The sequence below is a fragment of the Hymenobacter sp. YC55 genome (assembly GCF_029433095.1).
In the GTDB taxonomy this organism is placed as follows: domain Bacteria; phylum Bacteroidota; class Bacteroidia; order Cytophagales; family Hymenobacteraceae; genus Hymenobacter.
On the sequence record NZ_JARNTX010000005.1, the window covers coordinates 154741 to 172505 of the forward strand.

The 17765-nt window shown below is 59.0% G+C and carries 9 protein-coding genes; all 9 read right to left on the reverse strand.

The features are described 5' to 3' along the window. Positions 1-39: 39 nt before the first annotated feature. Positions 40-1047: a D-cysteine desulfhydrase family protein gene (locus tag P1X16_RS25485; RefSeq protein WP_277235046.1), complete on the reverse strand. Its 1008-nt coding sequence runs from the start codon at positions 1045-1047 to the stop codon at positions 40-42. Positions 1048-1223: 176 nt separating this feature from the next. Continuing rightward, positions 1224-3917 (reverse strand): glycoside hydrolase family 2 TIM barrel-domain containing protein, encoded by a 2694-nt coding sequence (locus tag P1X16_RS25490; protein ID WP_277235049.1) that lies wholly within the window; start codon positions 3915-3917, stop codon positions 1224-1226. Positions 3918-4034: 117 nt separating this feature from the next. Continuing rightward, a complete protein-coding gene (locus tag P1X16_RS25495) occupies positions 4035-5480 on the reverse strand; it encodes a glycoside hydrolase family 30 protein (protein ID WP_277235051.1) in 1446 nt (481 codons plus the stop codon). A 34-nt stretch (positions 5481-5514) separates the two neighbouring features. Further along, positions 5515-6972, reverse strand: a complete 1458-nt coding sequence (locus P1X16_RS25500) for a glycoside hydrolase family 30 beta sandwich domain-containing protein (RefSeq protein ID WP_277235052.1) — start codon at positions 6970-6972, stop codon at positions 5515-5517. Between the two features lie 47 nt (positions 6973-7019). Then, on the reverse strand, positions 7020-8453 hold the full coding sequence (locus tag P1X16_RS25505; protein ID WP_277235053.1) for a glycoside hydrolase family 30 beta sandwich domain-containing protein: 1434 nt from the start codon (positions 8451-8453) through the stop codon (positions 7020-7022). Positions 8454-8593: 140 nt separating this feature from the next. After that, positions 8594-10084, reverse strand: a complete 1491-nt coding sequence (locus P1X16_RS25510) for a RagB/SusD family nutrient uptake outer membrane protein (protein WP_277235054.1) — start codon at positions 10082-10084, stop codon at positions 8594-8596. A 26-nt stretch (positions 10085-10110) separates the two neighbouring features. Further along, positions 10111-13356: a TonB-dependent receptor gene (locus P1X16_RS25515; protein WP_277235056.1), complete on the reverse strand. Its 3246-nt coding sequence runs from the start codon at positions 13354-13356 to the stop codon at positions 10111-10113. Between the two features lie 67 nt (positions 13357-13423). After that, positions 13424-14359, reverse strand: a complete 936-nt coding sequence (locus tag P1X16_RS25520; protein WP_277235058.1) for a PfkB family carbohydrate kinase — start codon at positions 14357-14359, stop codon at positions 13424-13426. Between the two features lie 182 nt (positions 14360-14541). After that, a complete protein-coding gene (locus tag P1X16_RS25525; RefSeq protein ID WP_277235060.1) occupies positions 14542-17337 on the reverse strand; it encodes a substrate-binding domain-containing protein in 2796 nt (931 codons plus the stop codon). Positions 17338-17765: the final 428 nt, after the last annotated feature.

The window sequence follows — 17765 nt, forward strand, 5'->3', positions numbered from 1 at the left end:
CCACCACAAAACCGCAAGAAAGCGCTGAAGCCTAGCACACTAGAAAGCCGAGCGGTAGGCAAACAAGCCGGGCAGCCCGCCAGTCATCAAAAACAGGATAGATGCTCCTGGTTGATAGTGCTGCGAACGAATGTCGTGTAGGAGTCCGGCAAATGCTTTGCCGCCATACACGGGGTCCAGCAACAGGCCTTCCGTCCGGGCCAGGAGCTGCACGGCTTCCTTCATTTCTTCGGTAGGAATGCCGTAGCCCTCGCCTAGGTGCTCGCCATCGAGCAGGATCTGAGGGTGCAGGTGACTGGTTTCAAGCAAGGCGAGCGTGTCTGCAACTTTCTGCTCGGTGGTAGTTTGAGCTTGGCTCAGGGACGCGAGTACCGTGTAGGACTTCACGCGGTGGGCGTGGCCTTCCAGCAAAGCAAAACCCGCGGCCAGGCCGGCGTGTGTGCCACCGCTACCATTGGGAACAATCAGCTGGGTGAAGTCGAGTTGCATGGCGGTTGCCTGGGCAGCAATTTCCCAGGCGCAGGCAACGTAGCCTAGGCAGCCCAGGGGGCTAGATCCGCCCAGCGGACAAACGTACACCCGCCGCCCCTGGACTCTGAGTTCTTCTGCCCGGGCTTCGGCATAGGCCAGCGCATCCGCCTCGCCCGGCAGATCGTGCAGTGTAGCGCCGAGTAGCTCGTCCAGTAAAATGTTGCCGTTGTGTTGATACGCTTCGTCGTGCCGGGGCACGTTGCGCGTAAGCACTAGCTCGCAGGCTAAGCCTGCCCGCGCCGCGGCAGCGGCCGTTAGGCGGGCATGGTTGGATTGCCGTCCACCCACCGTGATAATGGTGTCGGCCCCAAGCGCCAGGGCTTCGCCGAGCAGGTACTCTAGCTTGCGCAGCTTGTTGCCACCGCCACCTAGCCCCATCAAGTCGTCGCGCTTAACGAAGAGGTTCACGCCTAGCTGCTGGCTTAACCGGGGCAGCGGCTGAATGGGAGTAGCCCCCTCTAGCAGAGAAAAGCGCGGGATATTGGCTAGCTGAGTTGGCAACTGATGAGAAACCATGCGCGAATTTGACTGGGAGAACTGTAAGAAAACTGTCTTGGCTGCGAGTTAGCACTTTTGCAGCCCACAACGGCGGGCACATCATCTAGCGGCAGCTAGCACTGCCGTTCAAGATATTCTTACAGAACGCGCCTGCCTCTACCTTGCTTCTCTGGCGAACCTAAAGCCACTGAGGGTTAGTAACTTCGCTTTACTTGCAGGCCATTTAGAAATGCTTCGCCGGCCTGAGCAGTGAAGTCGATGATGATGCCCTTACCGCCACTGGCAGTGACGGGCACCTTGAAGCTAGCCGCTTGCAAAGGCCGCAGGTAGGCGTCGGTGCTTAAGTTGGGCAGTATGGGCTGGCCGTTGAGTAGTACCGTGAATGACCGCGCAGCCGGGGCGGCAGAGCCACTTTCTGCTTTTTCACCGGCTAGGTTGTAGGCTAGCTGTTCGGTGGCGGGAACGGCTTCGAGTTCAGCGAAATGCAGCGTCACCTCGTATTGGCCATCGGGCACGTCCAGCCGGAATTGCTTAAGTCCTTGCCGCTGGGTTTCGTAGATGGCGTCGTAGTCCGTGCCGAGGATGTCACGGTCGGAGCCGTAGGGCAGCCGGTCGCCGGGCAGCTTATAGACGTGGCCGCCCACGTAGCCCCAGCTGCCGGGGGTATAGGGCTGCTCGGGCACCCACACTTGGTGTAGCCGATCATCGGTGAAGGTGCGCTCGTCGCCGAGGCTTACGTTGAACTCAGTGAATGGCTGGTCAGCGGAAGCTAACCGGGGAGGGAGAAGCTGGAACTCGATATCGGTTTGGTCCTCTATAGCTTGCCCCGGAGCCTGCGCCCGCAACTGATTGAGGCCGTTGCCGAAGGGCACCATGAAGCGCGCTACTCCAAACACAGCGGGCTTGGTACCTAAGTCGCGGCCATTAAGCTGCAAGCGCACAGTAGGCTGGTTGGTGTACACCTCTACTAGCTGGCGGCAGTAGAGAGAATCGGGCCCGGCAGCAGGTCCGGCGCGTAAGGTCCAGGCGCGGGAGCCAATGCGCAGCACCGGCGTGCGGAGCAAGTGGGCCTGGTAAAACCAGTAGGTGTCCTTGGGTTGCCGGTCGCCGGTCAGCAAACTTTTGTTGTTGATGTGGGGCACCGCTTCCTGCCGGGTTTCGGAGTTGAATTCAGCTAAGTTCCAGACCGCGCAACCAGCCACAAACGGCCGATCCAGGATAGCTTTCAAGTAAAATTCGTGGTAACGGTTGGCATACTCCATCGACTTGTCGAAGCGCTTGGGCACCGCGGCATGCAGGCGCACGTCGCAATCGGCGCCGTATTCGGTTACTAGCAACGGCTTGTCGGGCAGCTCTTTGCGGTGGCGGTCGAGGAAATCGGGGAAGCCTTGCAAGTCGGGCGAGTACCAGCCGGGGTAGAGGTTCCAGCCGATGACTTGCGGAATAGCGGTGAGGCCGGCTTGTTGGTAGAGGTTGAGGTCGCCGTGGCACACCAGCATGGTGGCGCGGGCGGGGTCTTCGTGTCGGGTTAAGCTGTCGAGCTGCCGGGCCAGGGTGGCTACCCGGCGCAAATAGGCGCGGCCGGGCTCGTTGTCGCGCTTAATGCCGGCGGGCAGCCGCAGCAGCACCTCGTTCATGTAGGCCCAAATGATAACGCTCGGGTGGTTGCCGTTCTGCCGTATCATCTCGGTTTGCATGATCCGGCAATTCTGAAAGAAGGCTTCCGAGTCGGTAATGGCATTAACGATGGGAATCTCAACGGAAGCCAGAATACCTAGCCGGTCGCAGGCCGCTAGCACGGCGGGGTCGTGAGGGTAGTGCGACACCCGCAGAAAATTGCCGCCCATTTGCTTGAGCAGCTGTACGTCGCGCTCGGCCAGGGCGGTAGGCAAGGCGTTGCCTAAGCCAGGATAGTCTTGGTGCCGATTGGTGCCGATCAGCTTCAGCGGCTGGCCGTTCAGGAAAAAGCCGGTGGCCGCGTCGAAGCGAAACCAACGCAACCCTACGGGGCTGCTTACTTCGTCGAGTGGGGTGTTGCCCTCAAGCACCTGGGTTACGGTGCGGTACAGGTACGGGTCGTCGGGGGTCCACAAGTGGGGCTGACGCACGCTAGGCAATGCCAGGCGAAACGCCTGCGCCTGGCCGGCTTTCAGGTTTAAGCGCGTCTGCTGCCGGGCTACCAGCTGGCCAGCACGGTCGAGCAACTGGGTTTGTACCGTAACGCGGCGCGTGGTAGCAGCCTCGTTGGTGAGCGTGCCCGCCACCACCACGGCCGCCGCCGTGGCCGATACGGTGGGCGTGGTGGTGAATACCCCGTCGGAAGCGTGGTTGCTGAGGTCGAAATGCACGGGCTCGGCGGCCACCAGGTACACGTCGCGGTAGAGGCCCCCGTAGAATGTGAAGTCGGCCGTTAGCGGCGGAATATCAGGGTTGTAGCGGTTGGTGAGCTTCACCACCACCTCGGCCTTTGTTGGCTTGGTGCCGCTGAAGGTTAGGAACTTACTGATAGGAAAGCTGAACGCTGTGTAGCCACCCACGTGGCGCCCGGCCAGCTGACCGTTCACATACACCTCGGCTTCCTGATTGGCCCCCTCGAAGCGCAGAAACACGCGGCGGCGCTGCCAATCGGCGGGCACGGTGAGCGTCTTCTTGTAGCTGCCAACTCCTCGATAGTAGCCCGGCTCATCGTCGAGAACGTCGGTAGCATTCCAGGTGTGGGGCAAGGACACTTTTTCCCACCCATCCGAACTCGTGGTTGCTTCCCCTTTGCGAAACAGCCAGTCGGAACTGATGGATTGCACGAGGCGCTGGGCGCTTGCCGGAACAGCTAGCAGCAGGAGCAGGCCAAGCTGTAGGCGGCGCGACCAAGAGAATAAAAGCTTGCTCATAAGGAAAGGTACCACTCGGGGCCAGACTAGTATAGCACAACCGCCGACACGGCTTAAGCGTCCGTGCCGGCGGCGTGCGCGTTTGACAAAACAGGTGCGCTCGAAGTAGCTACCGCCTCAGTTCACTACATACGTGCTGATGGAATGCGGCAAACTAACCGCGGCCGCCGCCTGGCCTTTGATCCACAGCTGGAACTCCTGCTTTTTGTCGCCGCTGTTCATGACCACCACGGCTACTTTGCCATCGGTATTCTGGAACGCGGTGGTTTGCAGCCATTCGCGGTTGGTGGTGCTGGCAATGCGCCGGGCACCGGGCCGGATGAACTTCGAGAAGTGGCCGATGTAGTAGTAGCAATTGGTGTAAATCAGCTTGCCAGCGCGCGTATCGGCAATGATGGGCGCGAAGCAGAAGTTGCCAACGTGGTTGGGGCCGCCTTTTTCATCGAGCAGCACGTTCCAGTCGGTCCAGCCCACGGTGCCGGCGTTGAAGTCGTTGATCATGGAATGGCCGTACCTCTCGCCGAGTTTCCAGTCGTTTACCTGGTCGAAGTTGAAGTTTTCGATGCAGCCTTCGGTGAACATCAGGTTGGTGTTGGGGTAGGTTTCGTGCACGCGCCGTTCACTGTCGAACAGCATGCCGCTGGTGGTCCAGGTTTCGTACCAGTGGTAACCGATGCCCCACACGTACTTGGCTGCCTCGGGGTCGTCGAGGATGGTGCTAGCCCGCTGGTACATCAGGTCGCGGTTGTGGTCCCAAGCAATCAGCTTTTTGTCGCCCAAGCCGCCTTTTTCAAGCGTGGGCCCTAGGTATTGCTTGATGTAGTCGCGCTCTTCTTCGGCCGTGAACAAACACGACTCCCACTTTTGGGTGGCCATGGGCTCGTTTTGCACCGTCAGGCCCCAGATGGGCAGGCCGCGCTGCTCGTATGCCTTAATGAACTTCACATAGTGGTCGGCCCAGCTTTGGCGAAACTCGGGCAGCAACTTGCCGCCGCGCAGCATGTTCTTGTTGTCTTTCATCCAGGCAGGCGGGCTCCACGGGCTTACATATAAGGGCAGCTTGCCACCAGCCGCGGCCGTGGCCTGCTTTATGAACGGAATCCGGTACTGCTCGTCGTGCTTGACGCTGAATGTTTTCAGCTCCTTGTCGTTGTCCTTGACGTAGGTGTAGCTGCCGCTGGAAAAGTCGCAGCTACCAATAGACGTGCGCGCCAGCGAGTAGCCAATGCCCGCCGTCGGGCTGTAGTAAGCCTGCATAAACTCTTGCTGCTGCGGCTTGGGCAGCTTGAAGAAGGTTTCGGCCGAGGCATCGGTCAGCGCGCCCCCAATGCCGAGCAAGGTTTGAAACGAGTGCGACGGGTCCACGAACACGCAGACTTGGGTTTCGAGGGGCTGCCCCGCGGGCTGGAAGGGTACGGCCTGACCGGCACTTAGGCGCTGGTCGGTGTTCTGAGCGGTGGTGTATACCTGCGCCGTTTTGCCAGCAGCCGAATACGGAGCAGGCTGCGCCAGCACACGGCCTAAGCCGAGCGCCAAGAGCGGCACCAAAAACTTTATTTTCATAGAAAACAGGTGAGCAAGGCTGAGGCAGGGCAGGCTACCAAATGTAGGTGGCCACGGCGCCGCCGTAGAGCGAGGTGCTTACTTCTTTGCCTTTAAACTGGATGTTGAATTTTTGCAGTGTCGAACCGGTGTTGACCACCATCAAAACACGCTTGCCGTTCGGGGTTTTGTAGGCCACGTTGGGCAGATTGGGGGGCACATTGGTGGCCACGCGCACCGAGCCGGGCCGCACAAACTTGCTGGCATGCGCAACGCTGTAGTACGCCGGGTTGCGCGTCACGGTATTGGCGCTAATTGTAATGGCCCCGAGGCACTGCGTGCAGCCGCCGGTGGTATGCGGCCCGAAAGCGGCGTCGTTGGCGAGGTTCCACTCCAGCACGTTGCGGCTCCAGTTGCGCGGCGCGGCAATCAGCAGGTTGTTGGCGTGCCAGGTTACATCGGCGGCGAAGTTGCCGGGGGCCTGGGTCCACTGCTCGGTGAAGTACACGTTCTTGCCCGGATATGCATCGTGCACGGTAGTTAAGGCATCCATGGTGCCGCCGTAGAGGTGAAACGCCGAGCCATCAACAAACGGCCGCGCCCCGGCGTCGTTGAACACGGTGATGGGGTAGTTGGGTTGGTCGGCGTTGTGGTCGTAGGCAATAATCTTGGTGCTGATATTCGCCGCCCGGAAAGCCGGCCCCACATGTTTTTTGATGAAGGTGGCTTGCTCGCCAGCCTGCATTACCATACTGGGGTTGTTGTTGGGGTTCAGGGGCTCGTTTTGCAGCGTCACGGCGTCAACGGTAATGCCGGCCGCTCTCATGCCCTGGATGTACTTCACAAAGTACTGGGCGTACGCGTCGTAGTATTCCGGCTTCAAACTGCCGCCCTTGGGGCTATTGTTGGACTTCATCCACGATGGAGCCGTCCAGGGTGAGCCTAGGATTTTGATGTTGGGGTTTACCGCCAGAATCTCCTTGAGCATCGGAATGAAGTAGGCTTGGTCGGGGGCGAGGCTGAAGTTGGCCAGCGTTGGGTCGGGGCTGTTCGAGTCGTCGTAGGTGTACACTTGGTCGTTGAGGTCGGAAGCGCCAATGCTTACGCGCAGGTAGCTGATACCCAACGAGGTACTATCCGTGGCAAACAATTCCTTGAGTAGCTCGGCCCGGCTGCCAGCCGCCATCTGACTCATAACCTGGGCACTCCCGCCGGTGAAGGTGTAACCGAAGCCATCCATCGTCTGGTACGTCTGGGTGGTGTCCACTATGATGGTGGGGTCCTGGTTGGTGTTGGTGCCGAATTGCAAATTCACCTTCTGACGAGCAAAAAGGGCGGATTTGTCGGGCATGGTCAGCCACTGCGCTACCTGCGACGGTCCCGTGGGCGTAGTCGGGGTTGGCGTAGGAGTTGGCGTCGGGCCGGCGGGGCTGTTTTCCTTTTGGCAGCCGCCAAACAGTGAAAGCACCAGAAACAAGCTGGCCAGGCAGCGAAAGTGGGTGGGCAATGTCATGGGGCGAGCTAGAAAACCAGTGAATGAAATCCGTCGGCGCGGGCCGTTTACCACACGTAGGTAGCTACCGCGCCAGCCGGCAGCGTGGCTTGGGCGTTTTTGCCCGAGTAGCGCACACTGAAAGTTTGGGGCGAAGTTTGGTCGTTGAGAACCAGCAGCACGTGCCCGCCGCCGGGCGTGCGGTACGCCACGTTGGGCAGCACGCCGGTGCTAGTTGAGTTCACGCGCACCGAGCCAGGTACCACAAACTTGCTGGAATGTGCCACCGTGTAGTAAGCCACGTTGCGCGTTACCGTGTTGCCAGCCAGCGTTATAGCGCCGAGGCATTCGGTGCAGCCGCCGGGGGTGTGGGGGTTCTGCTGCGGATCGGCTGCCAGGTTCCACTCCAGCACGTTGCGGCTCCAGTTGCGCGGCGCCCCGATGAACATGTTTTTCACGTGCCAGCCTAAGTTGCCTTCAAACTTGGTGCGCGAGCCCACCCACTGCTCGGTGAAGTAGAGATTCTTGGTCGGGAAGGCCTCGTGCACCTTGCCCATAGCGTCAATAGGACCAGCGTAAAGGTGAAACGCGGAGCCGTCCACGTACGGGCGGGCCGTGGCATCGTTGAGAACCGTAAGTGGATAGTCCGGCTTGTCGAGGTTGTGGTCGTAGCAGATGATTTTGGTTTTCAGCTTCGCGGCCTTGAAAGCAGGCCCCAAGTGCTTACCGATAAACTCGGCCTGTTGCTCGGCCAGCATCAGCAAGCTCGGGTTGTTGCCGGGGTGCAAGGGCTCGTTCTGCACTGTAATGGCATCGAGCTTGATACCGTGTTTCTGCATGCCTTGTATGTACTTCACAAAGTACTGGGCGTAGGCACCATAAAACTCCGGTTTCAGGGAGCCGCCTTTGGTTTCGCCGTTGGTTTTCATCCAGGCGGGCGGACTCCAGGGCGAACCCAGCAGCTTAATGGCAGGATTGATGGCCAGAATCTGCTTCAGCACCGGAATCAGATGCTTTTCATCGGGAGCCAAGCTGAAGCGCGCCAGCGTGGGGTCGGTTTGGCCAGCCGGCAGGTCGTCGTAGCTAAAGACCTGCGCGTCAAGGTCGGAGGCACCAATACTCAGACGCAGGTAACTTACGCCAATACCCTTGTCGGTGGTGCCGAACAGCTCGCGTAGCAGTTGGTTGCGCTCGGTCGCGCCCATAGCATTCAGCAGCTCGGCGCTGCCCCCGGTAAGGCAGTAGCCAAACCCATCCATCGTCTGGTAGGTCTGGCTGTCGTCTACCTCAATCACGGCACCGGTGGCGGCTTCCGCCTGAAACGTTAGGCCGCTGGGCTGCGGCTGCAAGAGTTGAGTTTGGTCGGCGGTGGTAATCCAGCTCGACACGCGCGCCGGGGCGGCGGCCTTGCCCCGCTGCGTGCGGCTTTGGCCGTGGCCCGGCAACAGTGTGAGGGTGCACAGGGCCGCTAGCCCCCAACGGCAAACAGAAACGGATAGCATCAGCAAACTAAGAAAAGTACAGGTGATAATTCAACAAGCAGGAAAGGACAGGTGACACCCTCCTTCCCCATAGCTTCAGGCAGGAAGCGAAAGGTATACCTATGCCTCCTGCCCGAAGTACTCCGGAGCTACCGTTCAGGTTAGTAGCCAGGATTTTGCTGAAGTTGGGGATTGTTATTGATTTCGGCCTGCGGGAGTGGGAATAGCAGGTAGTTCACGTCACGCTCGCCTTTGCGGAACTGCGCAATTAGGTCGAGGGCCGTAACGGTGTGCGCGCCGGCTTCCGCTTGGTTGTGACGTGCATAGCGCAGCAAATCCCACCACCGCTCGCCCTCGAAGGCCAGCTCCAGCCGGCGCTGCCGGTCGATTTCGTTGCGTAGCGCCTGCTTGCTGGCCGCCTGGGCTGAACCCATGGTCAGTGCGGCCAAGCCAGCGCGCTGGCGTACCAAGTTCAGCTTGGCTAAGGCGTCGGCAGTCGGGCCGTTTTGCTCGTTTACGGCTTCGGCGTAGTTCAGCAGCACCTCGGCGTAGCGCAACACGTAGGAGTTGTCCACGGAGTTGAAGTTATTGCCACTGCTGGTCCACTTGTAGGGATAAGCGCCCCGGTCGTTGGTGTTGTTGATGCTAGGCGCTTGGTTTTTGCGGGAGTCGATGTAGCTCACGTGGTTGCGCCCAATCAGGCGGCCTGTGCTGTTCACCACGTTGCCCACGAAGCTCCAGCGCTGGTCATTCACCGTGTCGGCGTACGCAATTAGCTCCGCCGTTGGGAGATTGAATTTCGAAAACGAGTACGTAGTGAGCGGGAAGGGCAGTATCTCGTCGGGCAGCAGGTTGCCTCCGTCGGGCGTACCCGCAAACTGGATTTCGAAAAGCGACTCGGCTCCTTTGTTTTCTGCCGGAAACAGCGCTCGGAAGCTGTTGTTGAGCTGAATGTTGGTGGCAATTACTTTGCTCGCCGCCGCCTGGGCTGCGGCCCAGTTGCGCTGGGTGAGTTGCACCCGCGCCAGCAGGGCGTTGGCCGAGTTCTTGGTAGCTCGGTTGGGGTTGGCGGCGGCCATCTGCACGGCCGCACGCTGCAAGTCCGTTACCACCTGCTCGTACACTTGCTCAGGCGTGGCCCGGGGCAGGTTCAGCTCAGAAGGCTGCGCCGACTCAGTGGGTTCTAACCGCAGCGGCACGCCTCCGTAGGCCCGCACCAGGTTGAAGTAGCACAGGGCGCGCACAAAGCGGGCTTCGCCCTGAATCTGGCTGCGCCGCAGCGTGTCCATCGTGATGGTAGGCACGTACTTGAGCACGATGTTGGCCCGGTTGATGCCTAGGTAGGCCTGCCGGAACACGTTGCCAACCTGGCTGGTGTTGGGCGTCCAGGCAATGGTTTCCAGGGCATTCACGTCGTTGCTGACGCTGGTGCTGTTGTCGCTGGGCATTTCCCCCATCGTGAACAAGTCTTGGCCGTAAGCTCCGGCGCCTTGCAGCGCGTCGTAGACGGCCGTAATGCTGGACTCGGCATCATCGGCGGAGGTAAAGAAGTTGTTGGGCGTGATGCTGGTCAACGGCTCTTTCTGCAGGAAGTCGTCGCAGCTGGCTAGCAGCGCAAGCGCGCCGAGCGAAAGGATATAGGCTTTTTTCATTGGGAATTGCAGGCTAAGAAATCAGCTTAAAAAGAGGCGTTCAAGCCCACGGTGTAGGTGCGCGACTGGGGGTACACGCCAAAGTCGCGGCCCAGGCTGGTTGAAGAGAAAGGGTCGGCACTCACCTCGGGGTCGTAGCCCGAATAGTCGGTCCACGTGAGCAGGTTTTGGCCGGTCACGTACACGCGCAGATTCTTGATGGCCGCCCGCTTGGTCAGGCTGGCGGGCACGGTGTACGCCAGCGTCAGGTTTTTGAGGCGTACGTAGGTGCCGTCTTCAATGAAGCGCGTGGAGAGGCGGTTGTTGCTGTTTGGGTCGCTGCGTACCGGACGCGGAATGTTGGTATCGGTGTTGGTCGGCGTCCAGTGGTTGAGCACCGCCGTGCTCTGGTTGATCGGGTCGCTTTGCCCCTCGATAACCGTGCGGGTCTGGTTGTAGATGTCGTTGCCGAAGCTACCCTGGAAGAACACACTCAACTCCAAGCCCTTGAAGGAGAAGTTGTTGGTCACGCCCGCAAAGGCTTTGGGGTTCGGGTTGCCAATTATCTGCCGGTCGCTGTTGTTGATTACCCCATCCCCGTTCAGGTCCTTGAACTTGATGTCGCCGGGAGCGGTGCGGGCAGCTTGGTAGATTTTGGTGGGCGAGCCAGCGTTCAGGGCGTTCAGCTCGTCGGCCGACTGAATAATCCCGTCAGCAACGTAGCCGTAGAACACGCTCAGCGGAATACCGGCTTGTTGAATGGTGTTGCCCGTGATGATGACGCGGGGGCTCCGCTCGCCGGCATCGTTGACCTGCGTACCGAGGTCGATAATCTTGTTGCGGTTGCCCGACACGTTAAAGTTGGTGGTCCAGCCGAAGCCGCCGTCCTTGGCCTCCACGTTGGTCGTCACCAAGCCGATTTCAATGCCGCGGTTCTGAATCTCACCCAGGTTTTGCAGAATGCTTAGGCTTTGGCCGCCCGTACTCTGCGGAATAGGCACCGACAGCAGCAGGTCTTTGGTTTGCTTGCTGTACATGTCGAACGTGAACGAGAGGCGGTTGTTGAACATGCCCAGGTCCACCCCACCGTTGTACTGGTATGTGGTTTCCCATTTCACTTCATTGCCAATGTCGCTCTGCGAAATACCGCCCACAATGGCCGTTCCCGTGCCCTGGTAATTGTAGCCCAACGCAAAGCGCGGGAAGCGCTGGTAGGTATAGAATTCCTGGTTGCCGTTGGCCCCGAAGCTACCACGCAGCTTCAACTCCGAAACGGCATCAATTTGCGGGAAGAAAGCTTCTTTGGAAATTCGCCAGCCCAATGCTACTGCCGGGAAATACCCGAAGCGGTTGTCGGTGCTGAACTTGCTGCTGCCGTCGGCCCGGAAGCTAACGGTGGCTAAATACCGCTCGTCGAAGTTGTAGATGGCGCGGGTGAAGAAGCTTTCCAGTGCCCATTGGTCGGCGTAGCTACCCGGAATACCATCGGCAATAGCGCCCCCGCTCAGGTAAGGAACCGCATTGGAAGCGAAGCTCCGGGTGCCTGCTCCCGAGGTAAAGCGCTCCGACGACTGCATGGATTGGCCCGCCAGCAACGTCAGGTTATGACGGCCGCCCAGTGTAGGATTATACGTCAGAGTGTTTTCCAACAGCCAGATAACCTGCTGGTTGGTGGCCGTCCGGGCCGAGCCACGCAGCGAGGGGTCTACGCCCGGCAAGGCCAGGGGCGGGTAGTTGCGGCTGATGAAGGTGTTTTCGGTTTGGGTGCGGAAGTCGATACCCAGCGACGAACGCACGGTCAGGTTCTTGAGGATGTCAAACTCCCCGAACACGTTGCCAATGGCCTGGTACACCACGGCCTTGTTGCTGCTTTCCAGCAGGTTACCAACCGGGTTGTCGAAGTTAGACGCAAACGGGTTGACGCTGTACAGGCCGTTGGCGTTATACACCGGAATGGTAGGCACCTGAATCAGGGCCCCAAGCACCGTACCTGAGTTGCCGGCTCCTAACTCCGAGCGCACGCTACCGTTGGTGAAGGTGCGGCTCATGTTCAGGTTGGTACCCAGCCGGAAACGGTTGCTAAGGGTTTGGTTGAGGTTGACCTTGAAGTTGTACCGGTCGAAGCCCGAGTTGATATTGATGCCTTCCTGCTTGAAGTAGCCACCGGCCACGTAGTAGCGGGTTTTCTCGGTGCCGCCACTCACGTTGAGCTGGTAGTTCTCGATGCTGGCGGGGCGGTACACCTCGTCTTGCCAATTGGTGTTGTAAGGAGGCAAGTCGTCGAGGTTGGCAAAGGCGGGTGCCTGGCCGGCGTTGGTGAGTGTTTCGTTGTATTGCTGCGCAAACTGCGAGGTGTTGAGCACATCCAGCTTTTTGCGCAAATACTGGCGGCCGTAGTACATGCTTAACCCAACCTGGGCCTGACCTACCTTGCCTTTTTTGGTGGTAATAACCACTACCCCGTTAGCAGCGCGCACGCCGTAGATGGCAGCCGCGGCCCCGTCCTTGAGCACGTCGATGCTCTCGATATCGTTGGGGTTGAGGGTATTGAGCGGGTTGAGGCGCTGGTTGCCGGTCGTGAGTTCCTGCTGATAATCAGGCAGCACGGGCACCCCGTCAATCACGTACAGCGGCGAGCCGTTCAAGCTCAGCGAGGCGTTGCCCCGCACCCGCACGTTGATGCCGGCGCCGGGTGCCCCCGAAGGAGCCGTTACCTGCACGCCGGGCGCTTGGCCTTGCAACGCCTGGTCAAAACCGGCCACTGGTTGGCGCTCAATAGCCGCCGCGTTTACAGATGTTACGGAAGTGGTCAGTTCCTGGCGGCTCTGAGTGCCGTAGCCTACTACCACAACCTCACCGAGCCCTTTTACATCTTCGGCCAGCGTGGTGGCACTCACCTGCGTGATTTGCCCTTCCGTCACCGTCACCGGTACGCGGGCGGTAATCAAACCTACCGAGGAGAATATCAGGACTTGCGGACCCGCCGGTATGTCGGCAATCAGGTAGGAACCGTCGGCGTTTGTGGCGATACCCTGTTTGGTACCTTCCACGACCACCGTTACGCCGGGGACGCCTTCACCTTTTTGGTCCACTACCTTGCCGCTCACCGTGCCCCCTGCTACTACAACAGGAGACAGGAACTCGGTTGCGAGGCGCAAGCCATTGGGGGAGCCAGCAGGAACAGGGACAATGGGTGCCGCGAAGCTGGATAGTACCAAGCTGCTCAGCGCGGGGGTAAGCAGGACCTGCTTGAGAGGCCTGGGGCCGCGTGGGAATTGTAGCGGAAACGGCATAAAAAAGTGGTTTAAGGTAAATGAGAAACCAAAAAGAAAGCAGCAGCCTTGTCGCAATGCCACACCGTTAGCGGGCTGGTAAAGAGCCGGTTGCCTTAGGGAAATGACTATCGGCGGGTGAATCGGCTAGGGCGTCAATGGCCTGATTTGTCAGGGTCGGCAACACAGTGGCTTGACGGGTTACCAAAGCCGCCGCGGCGCACGCGCGGCGCAGACAGTCGTCGGGGGAGCGGCCTTGCAGCTGGCTGGCAACCAGCGCGGCCAGAAATGCGTCGCCGCTGCCAATGGTGGGCGGCGCGCCTTCATCGAAAGAGGGGCAATGAAAGAATTGGCTATCGGTCCAGAGCGTAGCGCCGTCGGCTCCTTTGGTCACGCATATGGCTTGCAAATTGAAGCGCCCGGCCAGCCACGGCAGCGCCGTAGCTTCGGTGGCGGGCTGCCCCAGCCAACCCATAATTTCTGTTAACTCCTGGCTGTTAAGCTTCACCAAAGTGGCTTGCCGTAGCAGGTATTTCACCACTTCGCGGCTGTAGTGCGGGGGCCGCAGGTTCACGTCGAACACCCGGAACAGGGCGTGTTGCAGCAGCCGGTACAGAGTTTCGCGGGCAGTGGAGCTGCGCGCAACCAACGACCCATACACCACTACCTGGGCCTCGCTAACGGCGGCCACGGCTTCGGCCGTGTAGCGGAGGTAGTCCCAGGCCACGGGTTCCACCACCTTGTACTGCACCTCGTGGCCGCTACGTACGTTGGCTTTTACCACGCCTGTCAGATGGGTTTTGCTCCGCTGAATCAGGTCGGGGTTTAGTCCCTTTTGCGTACTAACGGCGAGCAGCTCCCGGCCCAGTTCATCGTCTCCGATGCGGCTAACCAGCTGGGTGGACAAGCCCAATTGGTGCAAGTAAACGGCCGCGTTGAACGGTGCGCCGCCCGGCTGTCGGCCAGCAGGAAGCACGTCCCAAAGTATTTCGCCAATACAAACGACAGCAGCCGACGGATTCATGGGTGAGTGGATTTCTCACAAAATTCACCGTCCCCTCCCCCGTCTTCTTGCTTATTTATTTCAAAATCCGTTCACGAGTATAATTCCACGCAACATGTTGATATACAATAAAATAATAAAAGCTAATCCCCGCCTGAAACTGGACGGGGATTAGCTTTTATTGCACCACTTTTGATAATGTTTCAGTGGGCCGAGGAAAGGTGCAGGACCCTAAACTCGGAAGGAGAAAGCTGGTAGCGCGTGCGGAAGCTGGTCGAGAAATAAGAAGGCGAAGAGAAACCCAGCTCATACGCCACCTCGGTAATGGTGAGGTTCTCATCGAGCAGCAACTCGCGCGCTTTGGTGAGGCGCAAACTCAGTATAAAGTCGGTGACGCCGGTGCCGAGCACCGCCTTCACTTTGCGGTAAAGCTGCATCCGCGAGATGCCCAAACTGCGGGCCACCTCTTCCACAGTGAGGTCGGTTTTGGTGAGGTTCGCCTCGACAATGGCCGTAAGGTCGGCCAAGAATTTCTGATCGGGATTGGTGGCCGCCACCGTGGCCGTATCTATGCTCAGCTCGCGGCGGTAATGCTCGCGCTGCCGTTCCCGGTTGCGCAGCAGCGTGCGCACGCTCTCGGCCAGAAACGTGGGGTTGAAGGGCTTGGTCAGGTAGAGGTCAGCGCCGGCCTGCACGCCTTCCACCTGCTGCTCGGGGGCGTTGCGGGCCGTGAGTAGCACCACTGGAATATGGGAAGTGCGCCAGTCACCTTTCAGCTGCGCCACCACTTCCAAGCCGCTGAGGCCCGGCATCATTACGTCGCACACTATCAGGTCCGGAATCAAGTCGGTAGCCATCCGAAATCCGGTGTGGCCGTCGGTGGCACTTTCCACTCGGTACTCGGTGCGCAGCTTGCGCGTCAGAAAGTCGTTGACTTCGGAGTTGTCTTCAATCACGAGTACCAGCGTCTCGCTGTTTACTTCCAAGCCCACCGCCGATTCGGAGCCGAGCGTGGCATGAATCGGTTCGGGCTCGTCGAGAGTGAAGGTTACGGGCAGTGCCGGTTCAGTGGCGCGCAGGTTCTCGGGCAACTCGCGGGGCAGCGTCACGGTGAAGGTGCTCCCGCGGCCGGGCTGGCTGCTAAAGGCAAGCTGCCCTTGGTGCAAGCGGACTAAACCCTGCGCCAGCGCCAAACCCATACCCGAGCCCTTGGCCACAGCTCCCTGGTCACCCTGGTAAAACCATTCGAAAATGTGGGCCCGGTCTTGGTCACTGATGCCCCGCCCGGTGTCGGCCACGCTCACCCGCAGAAATTGTCCGTCGTCGGTGGGCTGCATGCTGATGGTGATGGTGCCTTGGTCAGGCGTGAACTTCAGAGCATTAGACAGCAAATTTAGGAAGACCTTATCCAGAATATTGCCGTCGAACCAGGCCAGCAAGACCGGCGCCGCAGTTTGAAACTGAAGCCGCACGCCCTGGAGCTGAGCGGGCTTCTCAAACGCCTCCACTATTTCACGCACAAACGCCACTAGGTTGCCTTCGGTGGCGCGTACCGTCATTTTGCCGACTTCAATCTTGCGGAAGTCCAGCAGTTGATTCACCAGTTGAAGCAGGCGTTGGGTATTGCGGCGTACCAGCGCCAGGTCTTGGCGGTGAGTACTCGTGAGGTCAGGGCTGCTGCTGAGCAACTCTTCCACAGGGCCCAAAATAAGAGTGAGTGGGGTGCGCAGCTCGTGTGAGAAGTTGGTGAAGAAGCGCAGCTTGGCTTCCGTGTCGGTGCGGGCTTGCTCGGCCAGCAACTCCAGCTGGTTACGCTGCGACAGAATTTCTTCGTTCTGCTGGACCAATTGATGGTTGATCTTCACGTTCTCGGCATTCTGGACGGCGAGTTGCTGATTGATCTGCCGGTTTTTGCGGGCTGACAGCCACGCCATAGTACCTAGCACCACCGAGCCCAAGAGCGACACCAACAACCCATACAGGCCCGTGCGCTGGCTAGCGTACGTAGCTTCCAGATGATGCAGCAGAGACTGTTGCCGCTCAATATCATGCTGCTGGCTGACCACCCTATCCGCTTGCTCGATGAGGGTCAAAACGTTGGTTGAGTCGATGACTATGGTACCGAGCGTGTTTTCGCGCTTAAAGGGTTCTTTGCGCAGGATGCGTAGCGCCGTACGGATGGCGTCTTCCCCTCCCGGCGAATACAGCATAGTAGCCTTCAGAACACCCCGATGCACAAGGTTTTTGCCGCCAAGTCCATCTACCCCAATGATTTGCACGCGTTTGGTTATCCCAAGCTTCTGGCACACCTCGTAGGCGCCGAGGCCCATCCCATCGTTGTGAGCGAAGATGAGCGTCACTTCTGGATGCGCCTTTAGCGCGGCCGTGAGGGCAGGCTTCAGGGCGTCTTCCCGCCAGTCGCCGGTTACTTCGCTCACCACTGTAAGACCGGGGTAGTTTCGCAGCCCTTGTACAAAGCCCTGGTGCCGACCAGTGGTAGCCGAAGAGCCAGGGGTTCCCTTAATTTCAATTACGTTTCCGTGCTGGTGCAGTAGCTGAGCCGCATAACGAGCCGCCGTTTGCCCAACTTCTATGTTGTTGCCGCCCACAAAGGCCGTGTACTTCTCGGAAGTAATGCGCCGGTCGACTTGTACCACCGGAATGCCACGCTCGTAGGCCTCCTCCACGGCCGGCGTAACCGGCCCCGACTCGTAGGGCGAGACGATAAGCAGGTCGATTCCGTCGCGTACTAGCTCCCGTATTTGTTGCTGCTGCCGTTCGCTGTTGTCTTTTGCGTCCAGCATCCTGAGTTGTACTTCCGGATGGAAACTCAATTCGCGCTGCATGCCTTCGAGCATGGCCATGCGCCAGGGCCCTTCTGTACTGCACTGCGAAAAGCCAATGCGGTAGGCTGGGGTAGTGGGGGCTTGTGTGCACCCAGCGAGCAACAGCAAGCTAAGTACGTAAGGCAGAAAGGTATGCGGCCGAAGAGGAAGCAAAGCACTCAATTTATTTACAGCAGCTCCAAGGCGTATACACCTCGTAAGAGCTTACCCAAATGTAGGTATAAAATCAAGGATTTTGAGGAAGATTACCTTACAGATACGTGCAGGGCACCAACTCATAAGCTGCTTGGCACAAGCTACTTTTCACCTCAGAAAGTTGCACTCCGCTCTTTGAGTTTATGACTTAACTGTGGAGCACAAGTGTAGGAAGGTGCATCTCACAGTTGCAATATTTGTGAGTTGCAGTAAGGACGCTAAGTAGTAATCCGGTATTAAATAAATTAACATATTGTATCAAAACTAGTCCACATTGTTAGCAGCTACAGGCCAGCTTACGCTAGTCGTTTGCACCTGGTAGTCGCTTGCTTTTTCCGAGTTGGTATCATCGTTGCTTGCTTTTTCCGAGTTGGTATCATCGTTGC